The organism is Stenotrophomonas sp. YJH_SMC_135 (genome assembly GCF_059372355.1).
Map to the genome: position 1 here is coordinate 1,087,013 of NZ_JCAFVN010000001.1, position 20,387 is coordinate 1,107,399.

General features: G+C 66.5%; 16 protein-coding genes. 13 read left to right on the plus strand and 3 right to left on the minus strand.

From position 1 onward, the window contains the following. Nucleotides 1–3 precede the first annotated feature (3 nt). From lapB to galU, 4 genes are read left to right on the plus strand one after another with little or no spacing between them, the layout of a single operon-like run. A complete protein-coding gene (lapB, locus tag AC5P98_RS05520) occupies nt 4–1,182 on the plus strand; it encodes a lipopolysaccharide assembly protein LapB (RefSeq protein ID WP_014646850.1) in 1,179 nt (392 codons plus the stop codon). 3 nt (nt 1,183–1,185) lie between these two features. Continuing rightward, on the plus strand, nt 1,186–2,175 hold the full coding sequence (locus tag AC5P98_RS05525; RefSeq protein ID WP_046430191.1) for an MraY family glycosyltransferase: 990 nt from the start codon (nt 1,186–1,188) through the stop codon (nt 2,173–2,175). A gap of 3 nt (nt 2,176–2,178) precedes the next feature. Then, nucleotides 2,179–4,092, plus strand: coding sequence for a polysaccharide biosynthesis protein (locus AC5P98_RS05530; RefSeq protein WP_014646852.1), 1,914 nt, complete (start codon nt 2,179–2,181; stop codon nt 4,090–4,092). After that, nucleotides 4,089–4,967 (plus strand): UTP--glucose-1-phosphate uridylyltransferase GalU, encoded by an 879-nt coding sequence (gene galU / locus AC5P98_RS05535; protein ID WP_032960751.1) that lies wholly within the window; start codon nt 4,089–4,091, stop codon nt 4,965–4,967. The genes AC5P98_RS05530 and galU overlap by 4 nt, the downstream gene beginning before the upstream one ends. 475 nt (nt 4,968–5,442) lie before the next feature. Here the strand turns inward: galU and AC5P98_RS05540 are convergent, their stop codons facing one another. The 3 genes from AC5P98_RS05540 to AC5P98_RS05550 form a co-directional block, all read right to left on the minus strand. Continuing rightward, nucleotides 5,443–6,651, minus strand: a complete 1,209-nt coding sequence (locus AC5P98_RS05540) for an acetyl-CoA C-acyltransferase (protein ID WP_495229898.1) — start codon at nt 6,649–6,651, stop codon at nt 5,443–5,445. 74 nt (nt 6,652–6,725) lie between these two features. Further along, nucleotides 6,726–9,098, minus strand: a complete 2,373-nt coding sequence (locus AC5P98_RS05545; protein WP_049404578.1) for a 3-hydroxyacyl-CoA dehydrogenase/enoyl-CoA hydratase family protein — start codon at nt 9,096–9,098, stop codon at nt 6,726–6,728. A gap of 39 nt (nt 9,099–9,137) precedes the next feature. Further along, on the minus strand, nt 9,138–9,791 hold the full coding sequence (locus AC5P98_RS05550; protein WP_014646856.1) for a TetR/AcrR family transcriptional regulator: 654 nt from the start codon (nt 9,789–9,791) through the stop codon (nt 9,138–9,140). A 360-nt stretch (nt 9,792–10,151) separates the two neighbouring features. On the opposite strand from AC5P98_RS05550, the gene ndk reads away from it, so the two are divergent. From ndk to AC5P98_RS05595, 9 genes are all read left to right on the plus strand, one after another. After that, nucleotides 10,152–10,577, plus strand: a complete 426-nt coding sequence (gene ndk, locus AC5P98_RS05555; RefSeq protein ID WP_005409295.1) for a nucleoside-diphosphate kinase — start codon at nt 10,152–10,154, stop codon at nt 10,575–10,577. A 10-nt stretch (nt 10,578–10,587) separates the two neighbouring features. After that, a complete protein-coding gene (rlmN, locus tag AC5P98_RS05560; protein ID WP_005409296.1) occupies nt 10,588–11,793 on the plus strand; it encodes a dual-specificity RNA methyltransferase RlmN in 1,206 nt (401 codons plus the stop codon). Next, the gene (gene pilW / locus AC5P98_RS05565) at nt 11,780–12,565 is read left to right on the plus strand and encodes a type IV pilus biogenesis/stability protein PilW (RefSeq protein ID WP_041863329.1); all 786 of its coding nucleotides are present in this window, start codon (nt 11,780–11,782) and stop codon (nt 12,563–12,565) included. Before rlmN ends, pilW begins: the two co-directional genes overlap by 14 nt. Before the next feature lie 18 nt (nt 12,566–12,583). Next, the gene (locus AC5P98_RS05570) at nt 12,584–13,456 is read left to right on the plus strand and encodes a RodZ domain-containing protein (protein WP_032960759.1); all 873 of its coding nucleotides are present in this window, start codon (nt 12,584–12,586) and stop codon (nt 13,454–13,456) included. Nucleotides 13,457–13,520: 64 nt separating this feature from the next. Continuing rightward, nucleotides 13,521–14,159, plus strand: a complete 639-nt coding sequence (locus tag AC5P98_RS05575; protein WP_032960761.1) for a YfgM family protein — start codon at nt 13,521–13,523, stop codon at nt 14,157–14,159. Further along, nucleotides 14,159–15,367 carry an outer membrane protein assembly factor BamB gene (bamB, locus tag AC5P98_RS05580; RefSeq protein ID WP_014036904.1) on the plus strand — a complete coding sequence of 403 codons (1,209 nt, stop codon included), beginning with the start codon at nt 14,159–14,161 and terminating at the stop codon, nt 15,365–15,367. The genes AC5P98_RS05575 and bamB overlap by 1 nt, the downstream gene beginning before the upstream one ends. 17 nt (nt 15,368–15,384) lie before the next feature. Next, a complete protein-coding gene (der, locus tag AC5P98_RS05585; RefSeq protein ID WP_014646861.1) occupies nt 15,385–16,782 on the plus strand; it encodes a ribosome biogenesis GTPase Der in 1,398 nt (465 codons plus the stop codon). 202 nt (nt 16,783–16,984) lie between these two features. Beyond that, on the plus strand, nt 16,985–18,121 hold the full coding sequence (moeB, locus tag AC5P98_RS05590; protein ID WP_049404583.1) for a molybdopterin-synthase adenylyltransferase MoeB: 1,137 nt from the start codon (nt 16,985–16,987) through the stop codon (nt 18,119–18,121). A 343-nt stretch (nt 18,122–18,464) separates the two neighbouring features. Next, nucleotides 18,465–20,297: a monovalent cation:proton antiporter-2 (CPA2) family protein gene (locus tag AC5P98_RS05595; protein WP_046430199.1), complete on the plus strand. Its 1,833-nt coding sequence runs from the start codon at nt 18,465–18,467 to the stop codon at nt 20,295–20,297. Nucleotides 20,298–20,387 lie beyond the last annotated feature (90 nt).

A 20,387-nucleotide genomic window follows, 5' to 3' on the forward strand; every position in this document is an offset into this window, starting at 1 on the left:
AAGATGGATTTCGTCACCGAGTGGTTCTGGTTCTTCCTGTTCGTTCCGCTGGCCGCCCTGGCTGGGTGGGTGATCGGGCGGCGCGGTGGTCAACGCCACGGTGACAGCCAGGTCAGCCGCCTGTCGAGCACCTATTTCCGTGGCCTGAACTACCTGCTCAACGAGCAGCCGGACAAGGCCATCGAGCTGTTCCTGCACATCGCCGAGCTGGACAAGGAAACCTTCGAGACCCAGGTCGCGCTGGGCCACCTGTTCCGCCGCCGCGGCGAAGTCGACCGCGCCATCCGCCTGCACCAGGGCCTGGTCAACCGCCACGACCTCAGTGATGCACAGCGCGTGCAGGCCCTGCTGGCGCTGGGCGAGGACTACATGAAGTCCGGCCTGCTGGACCGTGCCGAGACCGTGTTCACCGAGCTGGCGCAGCTGGATCAGCGTGCACCGCAGGCACTCAAGCACCTGATCGGCATCTACCAGGCCGAGCGCGACTGGGAAAAGGCGATCGACAACGCGACCCGTTTCGAGGACGTCACCGGCGAGCCGATGGGCAAGCTGATCGGCCAGTTCGAATGCGAACTGGCCGAACGTTTCCGTGGCGCCGGCAAGCTGGAAGAAGCGAGGGCAGCGATCGCCCGCGCCTACCAGGCCGACGCGATGTCGGTGCGCGCCGGCATCATCGAGGGCCGTCTGGAAACCGACGCGGGCAATCCAGAGGCCGCCGTGCGCGCCTTCGAGCGCGCCGCGCGCAACGATCCCGAATACCTGCCGGAACTGCTGCCGGCACTGATGCAGAACTATCGCAGGGTCGGCGATCTGGCAGGTGCACGCGCGTTCCTGTCGGAGATGACCGAGCACTACCGCGGCATCGCCCCGGTACTGGCGCTGACCCGGTTGATGGAAGAGCAGGAAGGCGTGGCGCCGGCCCGTGCCTACCTCGGTCGCCAGCTCAAGGATCGCCCGTCGGTACGTGGCGAATCCGCGCTGATCGATCTGACCCTCGCCGAGGGAGCCGATTCCACCGCCACCCTGCATGACCTCAAGCACATCACCGACCAGCTGCTGGTGCGCAACCCGGCCTATCGCTGCACGCGCTGCGGCTTCGGTGCGCGTACCCACCACTGGCAGTGCCCGAGCTGCAAGGAGTGGGGAACGGTCAAGCCGCTGCTGAACTACGCGGTGCTCTGATCCATGCCCTGGCTTGTGATGGGCGCGCTGCTGGGGCTCGCCCTGCTCAGTGCGTTGCTGACCTGGGCTGCGCGGGGCTATGCACTGCGCCAGCAGTTGATGGACCAGCCGGGCGAGCGTCGCAGCCATAGCGTTGCCACCCCGCGCGGTGGCGGCATCGCCATCGTCATCAGCCTGCTGGTGACCGCCGGCGTGGCCATCTGGGCCTGGCCCGAAAGCACGCCGACGGTGCTGGTGGCCAGCCTTGGGCTGGTGCTGGTGGCCGGTATCGGCTGGTGGGACGACCACAAGCCCCTGCCGGCGATGCGTCGCCTGCTGGTGCATTTCATCGCCGCAGCGCTGTTGGCCGGCCTGGTCAAGGTGAATGGTGGCAGCTGGCTGTTGGCGGTGCTGGTGCTGCTGTTCACCGCGTCGCTGATCAACATCTGGAACTTCATGGACGGCATCAATGGCATCGCCGCCAGCCAGGCCGTTGTGGCGATGCTGGGGCTGGCGCCGGTACTGCCGTGGCCCTATTCACTGGCCGCCGTGGCGCTGGGCCTGGCCTGCCTTGGATTCCTGCCGTTCAACTTCCCTCGCGCCCGGATCTTCATGGGCGATGTTGGAAGCGGCGCGCTGGGGTATGCGGTCGCAGTGGTGCTGGCGATCGCCAGCGTGCGTACCGATATCAACTGGATCCTGCTGCTGGTACCGGTTTCGCCGTTCCTCGTGGACGCGGGCTTCACACTGCTGGCGCGCATCATTTCCGGACAACGCTGGATGGAACCCCATACCCAGCATGTCTACCAGCGCGCGGTGCAGGCAGGAGCCAGTCACCCGCAGGTGACAGGGATGTACTTTGCTTTGGGTCTGTTCAGTATTACAGTGTTCAATGTCTGCTCCAATTTGCAGCCGAGGTGGGAGGCTGTCGTGGCGATCGCGTGGTTCATCGCGCTGAGCGTCCTCTGGCTCCTCCTGCGCAATGGAATGCGCCACCGACAAGGAATTACCTGAATTATGGCTTCACCCTGGCGGGACAGAATCCTCGGCCTGATGCCGCGTTCGGCCATCGTCTGCCACGACCTCTTCATGGTCTGGGCATGCTGGCAGCTGCTCCATGCAGGGCGTTACTCGATCCTGCCCAACGCCCCGGCGCTGCCCCTGTGGAACGTCGATACCACCCTGGTCCTGCTGCTGCAGGGCCTGGTGTTCTGGCGCGTGGGCCTGTACCGCGGCCTGTGGCGGTTTGCCAGCGTCAGCGACCTGCTGAACATCTTCAAGGCCAGCTTCATCGGCATGGTGGCCATCATCCTGGTGCTGATGTGGAAGCGCTTCGACGGCGTACCCATGTCGGTGCTGGTGATCTACCCGTTCGCGCTGTCGGCACTGCTCGGCGCGCCGCGCCTGCTGTACCGCGCCTGGAAGGACTACCAGGCACTGCAGTCCGATTCCAGCGCCCGCCGCGTGCTGATCCTCGGCGCCGGCCAGGCGGCCGAGACCCTGGTGCGCGACCTGCGCCGCTCCGGCAACTTCGAGCCGGTCGGCCTGCTCGACGATGCACCGCACCTGCGTGGCGCCAAGCTGCAGGGCCTGCCGATCCTGGGCACGCTGGATGACGCGCCGACGGTGGTCCGCGAGACCGCTGCCAAGCTGCTGGTCATTGCCATGCCGTCGCTGGACGCCGCAGGCATGCAGCGCGTCGTCGCGATCTGCGAAAGCACCGGCGTGCCGTTCCGTACCGTGCCCAAGCTCAGTGACATCCTGCAGGGCCAGTCGCTGCCGGGCCAGCTGAAGGAAGTGGCGATCGAGGACCTGCTGGGGCGCAAGCCGATCATGCCGGACTGGAACCTGATCCGCGGCTGGTTGGGTGGGCGCACCGTGATGGTTACCGGCGCCGGTGGTTCGATCGGCTCGGAGCTGTGCCGCCAGTGCGCGCGGCATGGTGCCGGTCGCATCATCCTGCTGGAGATCAGCGAGCTGCTGCTGCTGACCATCGAGGGCGAGCTGCGTCGCAGCTTCCCCGATGTCGAGATCGAGGCGGTGCTGGGCGACTGCGGTGACCCAGCGGTGATCCGCCACGCGCTGTCGCTGCACCCCGTCGATACTGCTTTCCATGCGGCCGCCTACAAGCATGTACCGGTGCTGGAACGCCAGCTGCGTGAAGCAGTGCGCAACAACATCCTGGCGACCGAGAACGTCGCGCGCGCCTGCCTGGAAGCCCGCGTGGAGCATTTCGTGTTCATCTCCACCGACAAGGCGGTCGACCCGGTCAATGCGCTGGGCGCGAGCAAGCGCTACGCCGAGATGATCTGCCAGAGCCTGGACCAGAAGTCCACGCATACCCGTTTTGTCACGGTGCGCTTCGGCAACGTGCTGGCGTCGGCCGGCAGCGTGGTGCCGCTGTTCCGCGAGCAGATCCTGCGCGGTGGCCCGGTCACGGTCACCGACCCGGAAGTCAGCCGCTACTTCATGACCATTCCCGAGGCCTGCCAGCTGATCCTGCAGGCGGCCGCATCGGCGTCGCATGGTGCGATCTATACCCTCGACATGGGCGAGCCGGTGCCGATCCGCGTGCTGGCCGAACAGATGATCCGCCTGACCGGCAAGCAGCCGTACAAGGACATCCAGATCATCTATACCGGCCTGCGTCCGGGCGAGAAGCTGCACGAGACGCTGTTCTATTCGGACGAAGATTACCGCTCCACCGCGCACCCGAAGATTCTTGAAGCCGGCGTGCGTACGTTCTCGCGCGACCTGGTGCTGGGCAACGTTCCGCGCCTGCGCGAGGCGATTGCCAGCTACGACACCGCCCGCATCCAGGAAATCCTGTTTGCGACGATGCCGGAATTCTCGCCAATCGAACAGGATGCTTACATTTCATCCGCTAAAGTCGTGCCTTTTCCGGCACGTGAGGCCAACAGGCACCAATGAGCAAGCGAATTCGCAAAGCAGTTTTCCCGGTGGCAGGATTGGGGACGCGTTTTTTGCCAGCAACCAAGACTGTGCCGAAGGAGATGCTGCCGATCATTGATCGGCCGCTGATCCAGTACGCGGTGGATGAGGCGATCGAAGCCGGCTGTGACACGCTGGTGTTCATCACCAACCGCTACAAGCACGCCGTTGCCGACTATTTCGACAAGGCGTACGAGCTGGAGCAGAAGCTTGAGCGCGCTGGCAAGCAGGAGCAGCTGGAACTGATCCGGCACGTGCTCCCCAATGGTGTGCGCGCGATCTTCGTGACCCAGGCCGAGGCGCTGGGCCTCGGGCACGCGGTGCTGTGTGCCAGGTCGGTGATCGGTGACGAGCCGTTTGCCGTACTGCTGCCCGACGACCTGATCTGGAACCGCGGTGCGGGCGCGCTGAAGCAGATGGCCGACCTCAACGAAGCCAGTGGCGCCAGCGTGATCGCGGTCGAAGACGTGCCGCACGATAAGACCGCCAGTTACGGCATCGTCGCCACCGACGCGTTCGATGGCCGCAAGGGCCGTATTTCGCAGATCGTCGAGAAGCCGAAGCCGGAGGACGCGCCGAGCGACCTGGCGGTGGTGGGTCGTTACGTGCTCAGCCCGAAGATCTTCGAGCTGCTGGAACAGACCCAGACCGGTGCCGGCGGCGAGATCCAGCTGACCGATGCGATTGCCGAGCTGCTGAAGACCGAAGAAGTCGATGCCTATCGTTTCGAGGGCACCCGCTTCGACTGCGGCACGCACCTGGGTCTGGTGGAGGCGACGATCCGCTTCGCGCTGGACAACCCGAAGCTGGCTGGCCCGGCGCGGGAGAAGCTGGCGGCGATGCTGGCGGAATAAGGGTTTTATCAAGCGCTCCGTGCGGCGCCTTGATTGATACGTGGGGGAGAGGGCGGATGGCCCTCTCCAAAACACGCCAAAGCCCTTCCATGGTGCTCGATGGCGCCATCCATGGCGCCAACGGTTTTGGAGAGGGCCATCCGCCCCCTCTCGACAGTTTCCGTGTGGCGCGGACGGGAAGGGCGGAATCAAAGGCAGAAGCAAAAGCAAAAAGGCAGCCATTGGCTGCCTTTTTTCGTGGGTTGGGGTCAGATCCCTTTGCGCATCAAAGGGATCTGACCCCAGCCTTTGACCCTGCCTTTGCTCATCCCTCCGCCGCGGGGAGGCTGGAAGGGCCGGGTTGGCAGGGCTGCCCGGGACCGTTGGCGCCATGGATGGCGCCATCGAGCCCCCATGGAAGGGTTCACGGCGTGTCCCGGGCAGCCCTGCCAACCCGACCCACGCCATGAAGCCCAACGAGGCAACGCCTTGAACCTTACAGCGCCTCGAAAATACCCGCCGCACCCATGCCGGTGCCGATGCACATCGTCACCATGCCGTACTTCTGCTGGCGACGACGCAGGCCGTGCAGCAGGGTTGCGGTACGGATCGCGCCGGTCGCACCCAGCGGGTGGCCCAAGGCAATCGCGCCGCCCAGCGGGTTGACCTTGGCCGGGTCCAGGCCGCAGTCACGGATCACCGCCAGCGACTGCGCGGCGAAGGCTTCGTTGAGCTCGATCCAGTCCAGCTGGTCCTGGGTCAGGCCGGCCTGCTTCAGTGCCTTCGGGATCGCGGCGATCGGGCCGATGCCCATCGCTTCCGGGCGCACGCCGGCCACCGAGAAGCTGACGAAACGGGCCAGCGGGGTCAGGCCGTAATCCTTGATCGCCTGCTCCGAGGCCAGCAGCACGGCGCCGGCGCCGTCGCTCATCTGCGACGAGTTGCCGGCGGTGACGGTGCCGCCGAACTGGCCGTTGCGGAACACCGGGCGCAGCTTGGCCAGGCCTTCGGCCGAGGAGTCCGGGCGGGGGCCTTCGTCGGTGTCGGCGATCTTGTTGCGGGTGATGATGCGCTGGCCGTCGGCCAGGTCCGGCAGGTGCGAGACGATCTCGTACGGGCTGATCTCGTCCTTGAACTCGCCGTTCTGGATCGCGGCCATGGCCTTCTGGTGCGAGGCCAGGGCAAAGGCGTCCTGGTCTTCGCGCGAGACCTTCCACTCTTCGGCGACCTTCTCGGCGGTGATGCCCATGCCGTAGGCGATGGCAACGTGGTCGTTGTCGAACACGCTCGGCGCCATGGCGATCTTGTTGCCCATCATCGGCACCATCGACATCGACTCGGTGCCGCCGGCCAGCATCAGGTCGGCGTTGCCCAGGCGGATCGCGTCGGCGGCCTGCGCCACGGCCTGCAGGCCGGAGGAGCAGAAGCGGTTCACGGTCTGTGCGGCGATGGTGTTCGGCAGGCCGGCCAGCAGCACGCCGATGCGGGCCACGTTCATGCCCTGCTCGGCTTCCGGCATGGCGCAACCGATGATGGCGTCATCGATGCGGTTGACGTCCACGCCCGGGGCCTGGGCGACGACGCTGCGCAGCACGTGCGCAAGCATGTCGTCGGGGCGGGTGTTGCGGAACATGCCCTTGGGCGCCTTGCCAACCGGGGTACGGGTGGCGGCGACGATGTAGGCGTCCTGGATTTGCTTGGTCATTGCAGTGATCTCTTGAATTTTTTAGCCGGAGTGCCGACCAACGGTCGGCACCCACCGGAAGCAGGGATGGGCGATCAGTTACGCAGCGGCTTGCCGGTCTTCAGCATGTGCGCGATGCGGGCCTGGGTCTTTTCCTGCTGGGCCAGTTCGACGAAGTGCTTGCGCTCCAGGGTCAGCAGCCACTCTTCGTCGACCAGGGTGCCGCGGTCGACCTTGCCACCGCACAGCACGGTAGCGATGCGCTCGGCGATCTCGTAGTCGTACGGGCTGATGAAGCGGCCTTCCAGCATGTTGACCAGCATCATCTTGAAGGTGGCGATACCCACGTCACCGGCCACCTGGATGCGGCGTGCCGGCAGCGGCGGGCGGTAACCCGCTTCGGCCAGGGCGCGTGCTTCGGCCTTGGCGATGTGCAGGGCCTCGTAGCTGTTGAACACCACCTTGTCGGTGCTGCGCAGCAGGCCCAGTTCCTTGGCGTTGACCGCCGAGTTGGACACCTTGGCCATCGCCACGGTCTCGAAGGTCTTCTTCAGTTCGGCGAACACGTCGCCGCCCGGACCCGCGGCCTGCGAGGCGCGCACGGCCAGTTCCTTCAGGCCACCACCGGCCGGCAGCAGGCCGACGCCGGCCTCGACCAGGCCGATGTAGCTTTCCAGGAAGGCCACGGTCTTGGCGCTGTGCATCTGGAACTCGCAGCCGCCACCCAGGGCAAGGCCGCGCACGGCAGCCACCACTGGCACCAGCGAGTACTTGATGCGCTGGCTGGTGCGCTGGAAGTTGGCAACCATTTCTTCGAACTGGTCGACCTTGCCGGCCTGCAGCAGGCCGAGGGCACCGGCCAGGTCGGCACCGGCGGAGAAGGGTTCCTTCTGCTGCCAGATCACCAGGCCCTGGAAGTCCTTCTCGGCGCGGCTCACGCATTCCTGCAGGCCGTCCAGCACCTGGTCGGACACGGTGTTCATCTTGGTCTTGAAGCTGACCACGGCGATGCCATCACCGTCGTGCCACATGCGCAGGCCGTCGTTCTCGAACACGGTCTCGCCCGGCGCGAACGTTTCGCCCAGCAGCGGATCGGGGAAGCGCTGGCGCTGGTACACCGGCAGCGACGAGCGCGGCAGCTTGGCGTTGCGCGACGGGCTGTAGCTGCCCTCGGCGGCGTGCACGCCATCGCGGCCATCGAACACCCAGTCCGGCAGCGGCGCGCTGCTCATGCTCTTGCCGGCCACGATGTCATCGGCGATCCACTGTGCGACCTGCTTCCAGCCGGCAGCCTGCCAGGTCTCGAACGGGCCCAGCGACCAGCCGTAGCCCCAGCGGATGGCCAGGTCGACGTCGCGCGCGGTCTCGGCGATGTCGGCCAGGTGGTAGGCGCTGTAGTGGAACAGGTCGCGGAAGGTCGCCCACAGGAACTGCGCCTGCGGGTGCTGGCTCTCGCGCAGCTTGGCGAACTTCTCGGCCGGGTTCCTGATCTTCAGGATCTCGACCACTTCCGGCGCGGCAGCGCGATCGGCCGGACGGTAGTCCTGCTTCTCCAGGTCCAGCACCACGATGTCCTTGCCGACCTTGCGGAAGATGCCGGCACCGGTCTTCTGGCCCAGTGCGCCCTTGGCGATCAGCGCGTCCAGCCACTTCGGCGACTTGAAGAATTCATGCCACGGGTCGTTCGGCAGGGTATCGCCCATGGTCTTGATGACGTGGGCCATGGTGTCCAGGCCGACCACGTCGGAGGTGCGGTAGGTGGCCGACTTCGGGCGGCCGACCAGCGGACCGGTCAGGCCGTCCACTTCATCGAAGCCCAGGCCGAACTGCTGGGTGTGGTGGATGGTGGACAGGATCGAGAACACGCCGATGCGGTTGCCGATGAAGTTCGGGGTGTCCTTGGCGTACACCACGCCCTTGCCCAGGGTGGTGACCAGAAACTCTTCCAGGCCTTCCAGCACGGCGGCGTCGGTGGTGGTGGCCGGGATCAGCTCGGCCAGGTGCATGTAGCGCGGCGGGTTGAAGAAGTGCACGCCGCAGAAGCGGTGGCGCAGCTGCTCGGGCAGCACGTCGGCCAGCTTGTTGATGCCCAGGCCCGAGGTGTTGGAGGCCAGCACCGCGTGGTCGGCCACGAACGGCGCGATCTTCTTGTACAGGTCCTGCTTCCAGTCCATGCGCTCGGCGATGGCCTCGATGATCAGGTCGCAGTCCTTCAGCTGCTCCAGGCCGGACTCGTAGTTGGCCGGAGTGATGGCTTCGGCCAGCGACTTGCTGGCCAGCGGTGCCGGGCTCAGCTTGCCCAGGTTGGCGATCGCCTTCAGCACGATGCCGTCGGCCGGACCCTCCTTGGCGGGCAGGTCGAACAGCACGGTGTCGACGCCAGCGTTGGTGAGGTGGGCAGCGATCTGGGCACCCATGACGCCGGCACCCAGCACGGCGGCGCGGCGGACTTGCAGGGAATTGGACATGGTGTAGGGCCTTTGTTGGTCAGCAGTTACTGGGTGGAATCAAAGGGAAGCGGGCAGGGCGCTGGCGCGAGCGGCGGCGCGGAACCCGGCTTCGGCGAAATGGATCAGTTCGTGGGCGGCATGGGCACGATGCGCCGCTTCAGTGACACCGGCGGGACGCTTGATCAGCCCGAAGTCGGCCATGGCATAGGTGAGCGAGCCGGCCAGGAAATCCAGGCGCCAGTACAGCTCTTCCTTGCTCAGGTCGGGTACGCACTCGCCGATGGCCTTGCCGAACGCACGCAGCACGTGGCCGTAGTGGTCGGACAGGAACTTGCGCAGGTTGTCGTTCTTCTCGGCGTAGGCGCGGGCGATCACGCGCACGAAGGCACCGCCGTTCTGGCGGTCCTGGGCCAGCGCCAATGCCGGCTCGACGAAGGCGGCCAGCACCGGGCGCAGCTGCCCGGGGTGTTCGCTGCGGGCGCGTTCGAGCTGCGACAGGCGGGCGCCGGTCATCTCGTCCATGCGGCGGCGGAACACCTCGTTGACCAGGTTCTCCTTGGAGCCGAAGTGGTAGTTGACCGCTGCGATGTTGACGTCGGCCTGGCTGGTCACCTGGCGCAGCGAAGTGCCGGCGAAGCCGTGCTGTGCGAACAGCTCCTCGGCCGCGCCGAGAATGCGGTCCTTGGTCGAGAAGTGGGCGGGTTTGGCCATCGGCGGGCGGACCTTAATCAAACGATTGTTTGATACTAGGACCAGACGGTAGCGTATGGCATTTTGCAGTGCAGCAAAAATGGCCCGGACGGTCAGAATCCACTCAGCTGGGTGAATGGGGTAGGGGTCGGATCCCCGCAGGGGCTCCGACCCCGACACTGGGCCGGAATGGGGTCAGAGCCCCTGTGGGGATCTGACCCCTGCCATGAGGGTTTGCCGGCCGGCGACCGGCACTACCATGCCGCCGCTTTATCTTTTACAATTCGCCTACGTTTATCAGGCTAAGCCCGCGTCCCGACGCGGGTTTTTTTCATGTTACCCTTCGGGCCATCAGCGGCCCGATTCCATTGGAGACATCCCATGGCGCTGGAGCGCACCCTTTCGATCATCAAGCCGGACGCCGTTGCCAAGAACGTCATCGGCGAAATCTACGCCCGCTTCGAGAAGGCCGGCCTGAAGGTCGTGGCCGCCAAGTACAAGCAGCTGTCGCGCCGTGAAGCCGAAGGCTTCTACGCCGTGCACCGCGAGCGTCCGTTCTTCAACGCGCTGGTCGAGTTCATGATCTCCGGCCCGGTGATGATCCAGGCCCTGGAAGGCGAGAACGCCGTCCTGGCCCACCGTGACCTGCTGGGCGCCACCAACCCGAAGGAAGCCGCGCCGGGCACCATCCGCGCCGACTTCGCCGAATCCATCGATGCCAACGCCGCCCACGGCTCGGACTCGGTCGAGAATGCCGCGATTGAAATCGCCTACTTCTTCGCCGCCACCGAAGTCGTTTCGCGCTGAGAGTAATGCCGTGAACGAGGTCGTACAGTCCCCCGCCATCCAGCCGCTGCCGAAGTCGGCACCCACGGCTGGCAAGCAGAACCTGCTCGACCTCGATCGCGCGGGCCTGGAGAAGTTCTTCGTCGAGGTTCTCGGCGAGAAGAAGTTCCGTGCCCATCAGGTGATGAAGTGGATCCACCATCGCTACGTCACCGATTTCGATGAAATGACCGACCTCGGCAAGGTCCTGCGCGCCAAGCTGCAGGCCCATGCCGAGGTGCTGGTTCCGAACATCGTGTTCGACAAGCCCTCCGCCGACGGCACCCACAAGTGGCTGCTGGCGATGGGCGTGGATGGCAAGAACGCCATCGAGACCGTGTACATCCCGGACAAGACCCGCGGCACGCTGTGCGTGTCCTCGCAGGTCGGTTGCGGCCTGAACTGCACGTTCTGCTCCACCGCCACCCAGGGCTTCAACCGCAACCTGACCACTGCCGAGATCATCGGCCAGGTGTGGGTTGCCGCGCGCCACCTGGGCAACGTGCCGCACCAGATGCGCCGCCTCACCAATGTGGTGATGATGGGCATGGGCGAGCCGCTGATGAATTTCGACAACGTCGTGCGCGCCATGAGCGTGATGCGCGACGATCTGGGCTACGGCCTGGCCAACAAGCGCGTGACCCTGTCGACCTCCGGCCTGGTGCCGCAGATCGACCGCTTGTCCGCCGAGAGCGACGTGTCGCTGGCAGTGTCGCTGCATGCGCCGAACGATGCGCTGCGCGAGACCCTTGTGCCGCTCAACAAGAAGTACCCGATCGCCGAGCTGATGGCCTCGTGCGCACGCTACCTGCGCGCCAACAAGCGCCGCGAATCGGTCACCTTCGAATACACCCTGATGAAGGGCATCAACGACAAGCCCGAGCATGCCCGCGAATTGGCCCGCCTGATGCGCCAGTTCGACAACGCGGTGCAGGCCAAGGATTCGGGCAAGGTCAACCTGATTCCCTTCAATCCGTTCCCGGGCACCCGCTACGAGCGTTCGGAAGAAGCGCACATCCGCGCCTTCCAGAAGATCCTGCTCGACAGCAACGTGCTGACCATGGTCCGCCGCACCCGTGGCGACGACATCGACGCCGCCTGTGGCCAGCTCAAGGGCCAGGTGATGGACCGCACCCGCCGCCAGGCGGAGTTCAACAAGACGCTGCAGGCGGGGAAGGGGAGCGATGCCGCGGCCTGACCGCCTCTGGCTGGCGCTTCTCGCAGGCGTGCTGGCCGTTGCGGTCGGCGGCTGCAAATCCCATCCCAAGGCCAAGCTCGGCCCGAGCCAGGCGCCGGTCTATTCGGTGGGTGACCCGGAAAGCGTGCGGCGCGAAGTGCGCTGGCGCGACCTGTTGACGCTGGCGACCCGCGACATGCAGGTCGGCAATCTCGATGCCGCCGAGCGCAAGGTGCGCGAAGCACTGAAGCTGGCGCCCGAGGCGCCCGATGCGCTGGTGCTCCAGGCCGGCATCGATGACCGTCGTGGCCGCACCCGCCAGGCCGGTGAGAACTTCCGCAAGGCCGCCGAACTGGCGCCGCAGCGCGGCGACGTGCTCAACAACTACGGTGCCTGGCTGTGCCAGCAGGGCCAGCCGGCCGAATCGCTGGTCTGGTTCGACCGCGCGTTGCAGGCGCCGGGCTATGCCACCCCGGGCGAAGCCCAGGCCAATGCCGGCAGCTGCGCACTGGATGCGGGCCAGCTTGAACGTGCCGAACGCGACCTGCGTGCGGCGCTCGTGGCGGCCCCGGCCAACCCGGTCGCGCTGGAGTCCATGGCCCAGCTGAGCTACCGCCAGGGCCGCTACATGGAGGCCCGGGCCTTCGCCGAACGTAGGATTGCGGCTGCACCCGCAACGCGTTCCGTGTTACAACTTGCGTCTCAAATCGAAGTGAAGCTGGGCGATCGGGCGGCATCTGATCGTTATCTGCAGCGGATTCGACAGGAATTTCCGCAGGACGCGGGCTCCTAACTCCAGGGTTGATGCATTGTGATTGATGACCAGACTGTGAGCGCTCTCGAGACTGCGGCCGGCTGCGGCACCCGCCTGCGCCAGGCCCGCGAAGCGGCCGGACTGACCCTCGAAGATGTCGGCTCGCGCCTGCGCATGCCGGTCCAGGTGGTCAAGTCGCTGGAAGAGGAACAATGGCAGAAGCTGGGGGCGCCGGTGTTCGTGCGTGGCCAGCTGCGCAGCTATGCGCGCCTGCTCGACGTGGATGTCGGCCAGCTGCTGGAACAGGCCCAGGTCGGCCCGGTGGTTCCGCCCACCTTGGTCAGCCATACCCATACCCCGCGTGCGCGCCGCATCGCCGAGAACCTCGGCCGGCGCGTGCTGTATGTCGGCATCACCGCGGTGCTGGCGGTGCCGGTGTGGTTCGCCACCCGTGGCCACTTCGACGGCAGCGCGACCCCGTCGCCGAGCACCGCCTCGCTGGATGTGATCCCGGCCGCCGTGCCGGTCACCCCGTCCACGGCCGGTGCCGAGGCTGTCGCGCCGGCCGAAGCGGCCACCGCCCCGGCCAGCAAGCCGGCGGCCACCCCGTACGTGGCCTCGCTGGCCCCGGTGCCGCGCCCGGCGCCGGCTCCGGCGGCTGCCGGCAACGCGCTGGAAATGCAGTTCAGCGGCGACAGCTGGGTCGACATCGGCGGCCCGGACGGCAGCACCGTCGAGAAGGCGCTGATCAGGTCCGGCGAGACCCGCAGCTTCACGCCGGGCCAGGTGACCCGGGTGACCCTGGGCAACGCCTCGGCGGTCCAGGTTCAGCAGAACGGCGCTATCGTCGATCTGACCCCCTACCAGCGAGCCAACGTGGCACGCTTTCAGGTATCCTCTGAAGGCTCCGTTGTCCCGGTTTCGCACTGAGGCGCGGTTTCACCACCTTCGATAATCCCAATGGTCCCTCCCGACGGGCGGGGCGAGAGTACGCATGGCGATCGACGATCTGCTCGACGAGCACGAACAAAGTGAACGCGTCCGCAGCTGGCTGCGGAAGAATGGCGCCAGCATCCTCGGTGGCGTAGTCATCGCCATCGGTGCCATTGCCGGCTGGCAGTGGTACCAGAAGGATCAGGGCGGCAAGCTGGCCTCGGCCAATGTCGAGTACCAGAAGGCCCTGCAGGGCCTGCAGCAGAACAAGCTTGACGACGCCGCCAAGGCGGTCAAGGCGCTCGAAGCCGGCCCGTCCAGCATCTACGGCGACCTCGCGGCGCTGCAGCTGGCCAAGGCCCAGGTCGACGCCGGCAAGAATGAAGAGGCACTGGCAACCCTGCGCAATGTGAAGGTCGAAGGTGACCTGCAGCGCGTGGTCGACCAGCGTGTGGCCCGCCTGCTGGTGGCCACCGGCAAGAGCGACGAGGCCATCAAGCTGCTGGGCAGCGCCACCGACAGCAGCAGCCTGGAAATCCATGGCGATGCGCTGATGGCGCAGGGCAAGCGCGATGACGCCCGTGCACAGTACGAGAAGGCGCTGAAGACGCTGGACGTGGCAGCGCCGCAGCGGCGCCTGCTGGAAACCAAGGTTATGGACGCCGGCGGCACCGTCGCCGCCCCTGCGGAGTCGGTTTGATGAGTCAGAAGGTCATGATCACCCGCGTCGCCACCGTGCTCCTGATGGGCATGGCCCTGACCGGCTGCAGCACCATGAAGGGCTGGTTCGCCGGCAAGGACGCGGCCGCGAAGAAGGCACAGGAACCGGCTGAGCTGGTCAAGTTCGAGCCGACCCTGAAGGTCAGCAAGGCCTGGTCGGTCAACCTCGGCAAGGGCGAGCGCCGCATCGGCGTGCGCCAGGGCCCGGCAGTGGCCAACGGCCACGTGTTCGCTGCGGCGATCACCGGTGGCGTGCACGCCATCGACCTGCAGACCGGCAAGAAGGTCTGGACCTGGGAGCCGAAGAAGGAAAAGAAGAAGGCCAAGCTGCGCCTGTCCGGCGGCCCGGGTGTCGGTGAGAACCTGGTCGTGATCGGCACGCTGGATGGCCAGGTCATCGCGCTGGACATCAACGACGGCAGTGAGAAGTGGCGCGCCCGTGTTCCGGGTGAAGTCATCGCCGCGCCGGCCGTTGCCCAGGGCATGGTCTACGTGCGCAGCAACGACGGCCGCGTTACCGGCTTCGATGCCGGCAACGGCACCCAGAAGTGGTTCAACCCGAGCGAGCTGCCGGCGCTGACCGTGCGCGGCAACGCGCCGGTGGTGACCGGCCCGGGCGTGCTGTTCATCGGCAAGGACGAGGGCGCGGTTGCGGCCCTGGCCCAGCAGGATGGCCGCACGCTGTGGGAACAGAACCTCGGCAACGGCGAAGGCCGCACCGAGCTGGAGCGCATGGCCGACGTCGACGGCGCGCCGGTGCTGGAGGGCAACACCCTCTACGTGAGCAGCTTCAAGAACCAGACCATGGCCATCGAAGGCCCGACCGGTCGCCCGCTGTGGGCGCGCGACCATGGCGGTGCCGGTGGCGTGGCGGTGTCGTCGGGCAATGTGTTCGTCACCGACAACAAGGGCGGCGTGTTCGGCCTGGACAAGGCCAGCGGCGCGGCCATGTGGTCGCAGACCGCGCTGGCCCGTCGTTCGCTGACCGGCCCGGCGCTGCACGGCGACTACGTGGTGGTCGGCGACTACAAGGGATACGTGCACTGGTTGCAGGCGTCCGATGGTGCGATGGCGGCACGGGCAAAAAGTGGCGGCGACGCCCTGCTGGCCCAGCCGGTCGTCGCAGACGGGGTGCTGCTGGTGCAGAACGTTGATGGCAAGCTGACCGCCTTCCGGTTGGCAAATTAAAAATTGGAGTAATCGCGATGCTGCCTTTGGTCGCCCTGGTTGGACGGCCGAATGTCGGCAAGTCGACTATTTTCAATGCGCTTACCCGCACCCGTGACGCGCTGGTCCATGACCAGCCGGGCGTCACCCGCGACCGCAACTACGGTGTCTGCCGGCTGGACGAGGACAATCATTTCCTCGTCGTCGACACCGGCGGTATCGCGGAAGAGGAAGAGGGTCTGGCAGGGGCTACCACCCGCCAGGCCCGCGCCGCTGCGGCGGAAGCCGACCTGATCCTGTTCGTGGTCGACGCCCGTGAGGGTACCTCGGCGATGGACGACGAGATCCTGGCCTGGCTGCGCAAGCTGTCGCGCCCGACGCTGCTGCTGATCAACAAGATCGACGGCACCGACGAGGACACCGTGCGTTCGGAGTTCGCCCGTTACGGCTTCGGCGAGATGCTGACCGTGTCGGCCGCGCATCGCCAGGGCCTGGACGACCTGCTGGACGAAGTGATCCAGCGCCTGCCGGAAGAAGGCAGCGGCGAAGAGCTGGACAACGATCCGAACCGCATCCGCATCGCCTTCGTCGGTCGCCCGAACGTGGGCAAGTCGACCCTGGTCAACCGCATCCTCGGCGAGGAGCGCATGATCGCCTCCGACGTGCCGGGCACCACCCGCGACTCGATCGCGGTGGACCTGGAGCGTGATGGCCGCGAGTACCGCCTGATCGATACCGCCGGCCTGCGCCGTCGGTCGCGCGTGGACGAGGTCGTCGAGAAGTTCTCGGTGGTCAAGACCATGCAGTCGATCGAGCAGTGCCAGGTGGCCGTGCTGATGCTCGACGCCACCGAAGGCGTGACCGACCAGGACGCCACCGTGCTCGGTGCCGTGCTCGATGCCGGCCGCGCGCTGGTGATCGCCATCAACAAGTGGGATGGCCTGACCGAGTACCAGCGCGAGCAGGCCGAAACCATGCTGTCGCTGAAGCTGGGCTTCGTGCCGTGGGCCGAGTCCGTGCGCATATCGGCCAAGCATGGTTCCGGCCTGCGTGAGCTGTTCCGCGCGGTGCACCGCGCGCACGAATCGGCGAACAAGACGTTCACCACCAGCGAAGTGAACAAGGCGCTGGAAGTGGCCTACGAGACCAATCCGCCGCCGACCATCCGCGGCCACGTCTCCAAGCTGCGTTACGTGCATCCGGCCGGTTCCAACCCGCCGACCTTCATCGTGCACGGCACCCGCCTGAAGGAACTGCAGGAGTCGTACAAGCGCTACCTGGAGAACTTCTTCCGCAAGCGCTTCAAGCTGATCGGCACGCCGGTGAGCTTCATCTTCCGCGAGGGTACCAACCCGTACGAGGGCAAGAAGAACGTCCTCACCGAGCGGCAGGTCAAGGCCAAGCGGCGCTTGATGAAGCACGTCAAGGGCAAGTGATTCACGAGAAGGCGGCCGCAGGGCCGCCTTTTTCGTTGCGGAGAATGGGGTCAGATCCCATTTCCTCCGGAAAAGGGATCTGACCCCGGGTGCAGGGCGGGCGCTACCGCAGGCCTGCGGTGGACCCGTAGAGCCGAGCATAGGCTCGGCTCTACAGATGCTGGTCAAGGCGGCCTGCCGCCACGTGCGCGATAATGCGGCCATGAGCATCCAAGATCTTTCCCCCGCGCAGGCGCGCGAGCGCCTGGCCCATGGCGCGGTGCTGATCGATGTGCGCGAGGCGCACGAACGGGCCGGCGGCATGGCCGAGGGCGCGCGCGGCGTGGCCAAGGGCGAGCTGCAGGCCGACCCGGCCGCGCATCTGCCAAAGCACGACCAGGAAATCCTGTTGATCTGCCAGAGTGGCAAGCGCTCGGCCGATGCCGCGCAGTTCCTGCGGGAGACCGGCTACACCCACGTCGCTTCCGTGACCGGCGGCACCGTGGCCTGGCGCGAGCAGTCGCTGCCGCTGGTGCAGCCGCTGGCCAGCGCCGCCGACCGCGACTTCTACGATCGCTATTCGCGCCACCTGCTGCTGCCACAGGTGGGCGAGGCCGGCCAGCGCCGGCTGCAGCAATCACGCGTGCTGGTGCTGGGCGCGGGTGGGCTGGGCGCGCCGGCGGGCTTCTACCTGGCCGCCGCCGGGGTAGGGCACCTGCGCTTCGCCGACCATGATCGGGTGGAGCGCAGCAACCTGCACCGCCAGATCGTGCATACCGAAGCCAGCGTCGGCCAGCTCAAGGTCGATTCGGCGCGCGAGCGGCTGCTGGCGCTGAACCCGTCGATCGACGTCGAGGCGGTGCCTGAGTGGGTCACTTCCGAGAACGTGGATGCGCTGCTGGAGGGCGTGGACGTGGTGCTGGATGGGTCGGACAACTTCCCGCTGCGCTACCTGCTCAACGACGCCTGCATCAAGCACGCCACGCCGCTGGTGTATGCCGCCATCGAGCGCTTTGACGGCCAGGTAAGCGTGTTTGACGCTGGCCGCCAGCGCGGCGTGGCGCCGTGCTACCGCTGCCTGTTCCCGGAGCCACCGCCGCCGGAGTTCGCGCCGAACTGTTCCGAGGCCGGTGTGCTGGGCGTGCTGCCCGGCCTGGCGGGCGTGCTGCAGGCCACCGAGGTGCTGAAGCTGCTGCTGGGTATCGGTGAGCCGCTGGTCGGCCGCCTGCTGCGCTTCGACGCGCTGGGCATGCGATTTCGTGAGACCGGCATCCGGCCGGACCCGCAGTGCCCGGTGTGCGCGCCGGGCGTGCCGTTCCCGGGATATATCGATTACGCCGCGTTCTGCCGGGGTGGGTGAACCCGGCCGGGCGTCATCCACGCATGGCGTGGATCCACGGCGGGGAACCTGGCCGGGGATTCATCCACGCATGGCGTGGATCTACTGTAGAGCCGAGCCCATGCTCGGCTGCTTCTGGCCTCGGCACGAAGAGCAGCCGAGCGTGGGCTCGGCTCTACAGGTTGTGGTTGTGCCAACCAAGGTTGGCACCCACCGACGCGGATGCATGGTTTCGGGATGATGCTGGGGGTCACTTCCGGTATCGTTCCATCTCCAAGACAATCCGGCGCAACATGCGTGCTATTGCCGTCATCGGCATTGCTCTATTGTTGAACCCGATTCTGGATCTTGGGGAAAACACCGCATGGCGGTAGAAGCAGCGACCAGCGAGCTGGTCAAGGTCGTCGCCCTGTTGGGCGCGGCGGTGGTGATGGTGCCTTTGTTCCGTCGGGCCGGCCTGGGCTCGGTGCTGGGCTACTTCGCCGCCGGCCTGGCGATCGGGCCGTTCGGGCTGGGCTGGTTCTCCGACCCGCAGGCCATCCTGCATACCGCCGAACTCGGCGTGGTGATGTTCCTGTTCGTGATCGGCCTGGAAATGCGGCCCTCGCACCTGTGGAGCCTGCGCAAGGAGATCTTTGGGCTGGGCACGCTGCAGATCGTCACCTGTGCGCTGGTGCTGACCAGCATCGCCAAGCTGTTCGGCCTGCCGTGGCAGGTGGCCTTCATCGGTGCCACCGGCTTTGTGCTGACCTCCACCGCAGTGGTGATGCAGTTGCTGGCCGAGCGCGGCGACATCGCGCTGCCGTCGGGGCAGAAGATCGTTTCGATCCTGCTGTTCGAAGACCTGCTGATCGTGCCGCTGCTGGCGCTGGTGGCGTGGATGGGCCCGAGCGCGGGCAGTGCCGACGGCGAGGGCTCGCGCTGGCTGTCGGTGGCGATCGGCGTGGGCGCCATCGTCGGCCTGGTGCTGGTCGGCCGCTTCCTGCTCAATCCGCTGTTCCGCGTGCTGGCCGAATCGAAGGCGCGCGAGGTGATGACCGCCGCCGCGCTGCTGGTGGTGCTGGGCGCGGCGCTGCTGATGCAGCTGTCCGGCCTGTCGATGGCGATGGGCGCGTTCCTCGCGGGCGTGCTTCTGAGCGAGTCGACCTTCCGCCACCAGATCGAGGCGGACATCGAACCGTTCCGCGGCATCCTGCTGGGCCTGTTCTTCCTCAGCGTGGGCATGGCGCTGGATCTGGGCGTGGTGGCTGGCAACTGGCAGCTGATCCTCGGCCTGGTGCTGGCGCTGATGGTGGCCAAGGCGCTGTGCATCTACGTGGTCGCGCGCATCATGGGCAGCGACCACGCGCAGGCGCTGGACCGGGGCGTGCTGATGGCGCAGGGCGGCGAGTTCGCCTTCGTGCTGTTCTCTGCCGCGGCATCGGCCGGTGTGATCAACCTGGAGATCAATGCCAACTTCACCGCGGTGGTGGTGTTGTCGATGGCGTTGACCCCGCTGGTGGTGCTGGTCTACAAGCGCATCGCGCCGAAGCCGACGGTGAACATGGACGGCGTGGACGAGGCCGAGGGCCTGTCCGGCAGCGTGCTGCTGATCGGCTTCGGCCGCTTCGGCCAGGTCGCCAGCCAGTCGCTGCTGGCGCGCGACGTGGACGTGACCATCATCGACAACGACGTGGAGATGATCCAGAGCGCCGCGCGCTTCGGTTTCAAGATCTACTACGGCGACGGTACGCGACTGGACGTGCTTCATGCCTCGGGCGCGGCCACCGCGCGTGCGATTGCGGTGTGCGTGGACAAGGCCGAGGCCGCCGACCGCATCGTCGAACTGGTGTCGCACGAGTTCCCGCAGGCCAAGCTGATGGTGCGCTCGTTCGACCGCGAGCATTCGCTGCGGCTGATCCATGCCGGTGTCGATTTCCAGATCCGCGAGACGTTTGAATCGGCGGTGTTGTTCGGCCAGGCCGCGCTGGTGGAACTGGGTGCGGATGAAGACGACGCGGTGGAGATTGCCGAGCAGATCCGGCGCCGCGATGCCGAGCGTTTCGAGCTGGAGATTGCCGGTGGTGGCTTGAATGCCGGCGCCAAGATGGTGTTCGGCAATTCAGGCCAGGGCGTGCCGACGCCGACGCCGTTCACCGCGCCGAAGCGGGCAAGCAAGACGTTGAACCCGCAGGACGTGCCGGAAGAGGAAGAATAACGTTTGCGGGTCGGATCCCTTTCCAGCGGAAAGGGCTCTGACCCGCTACGTCGTGCTGGGGTCAGAGCCCTTTGCCTGTGGCAAAGGGAT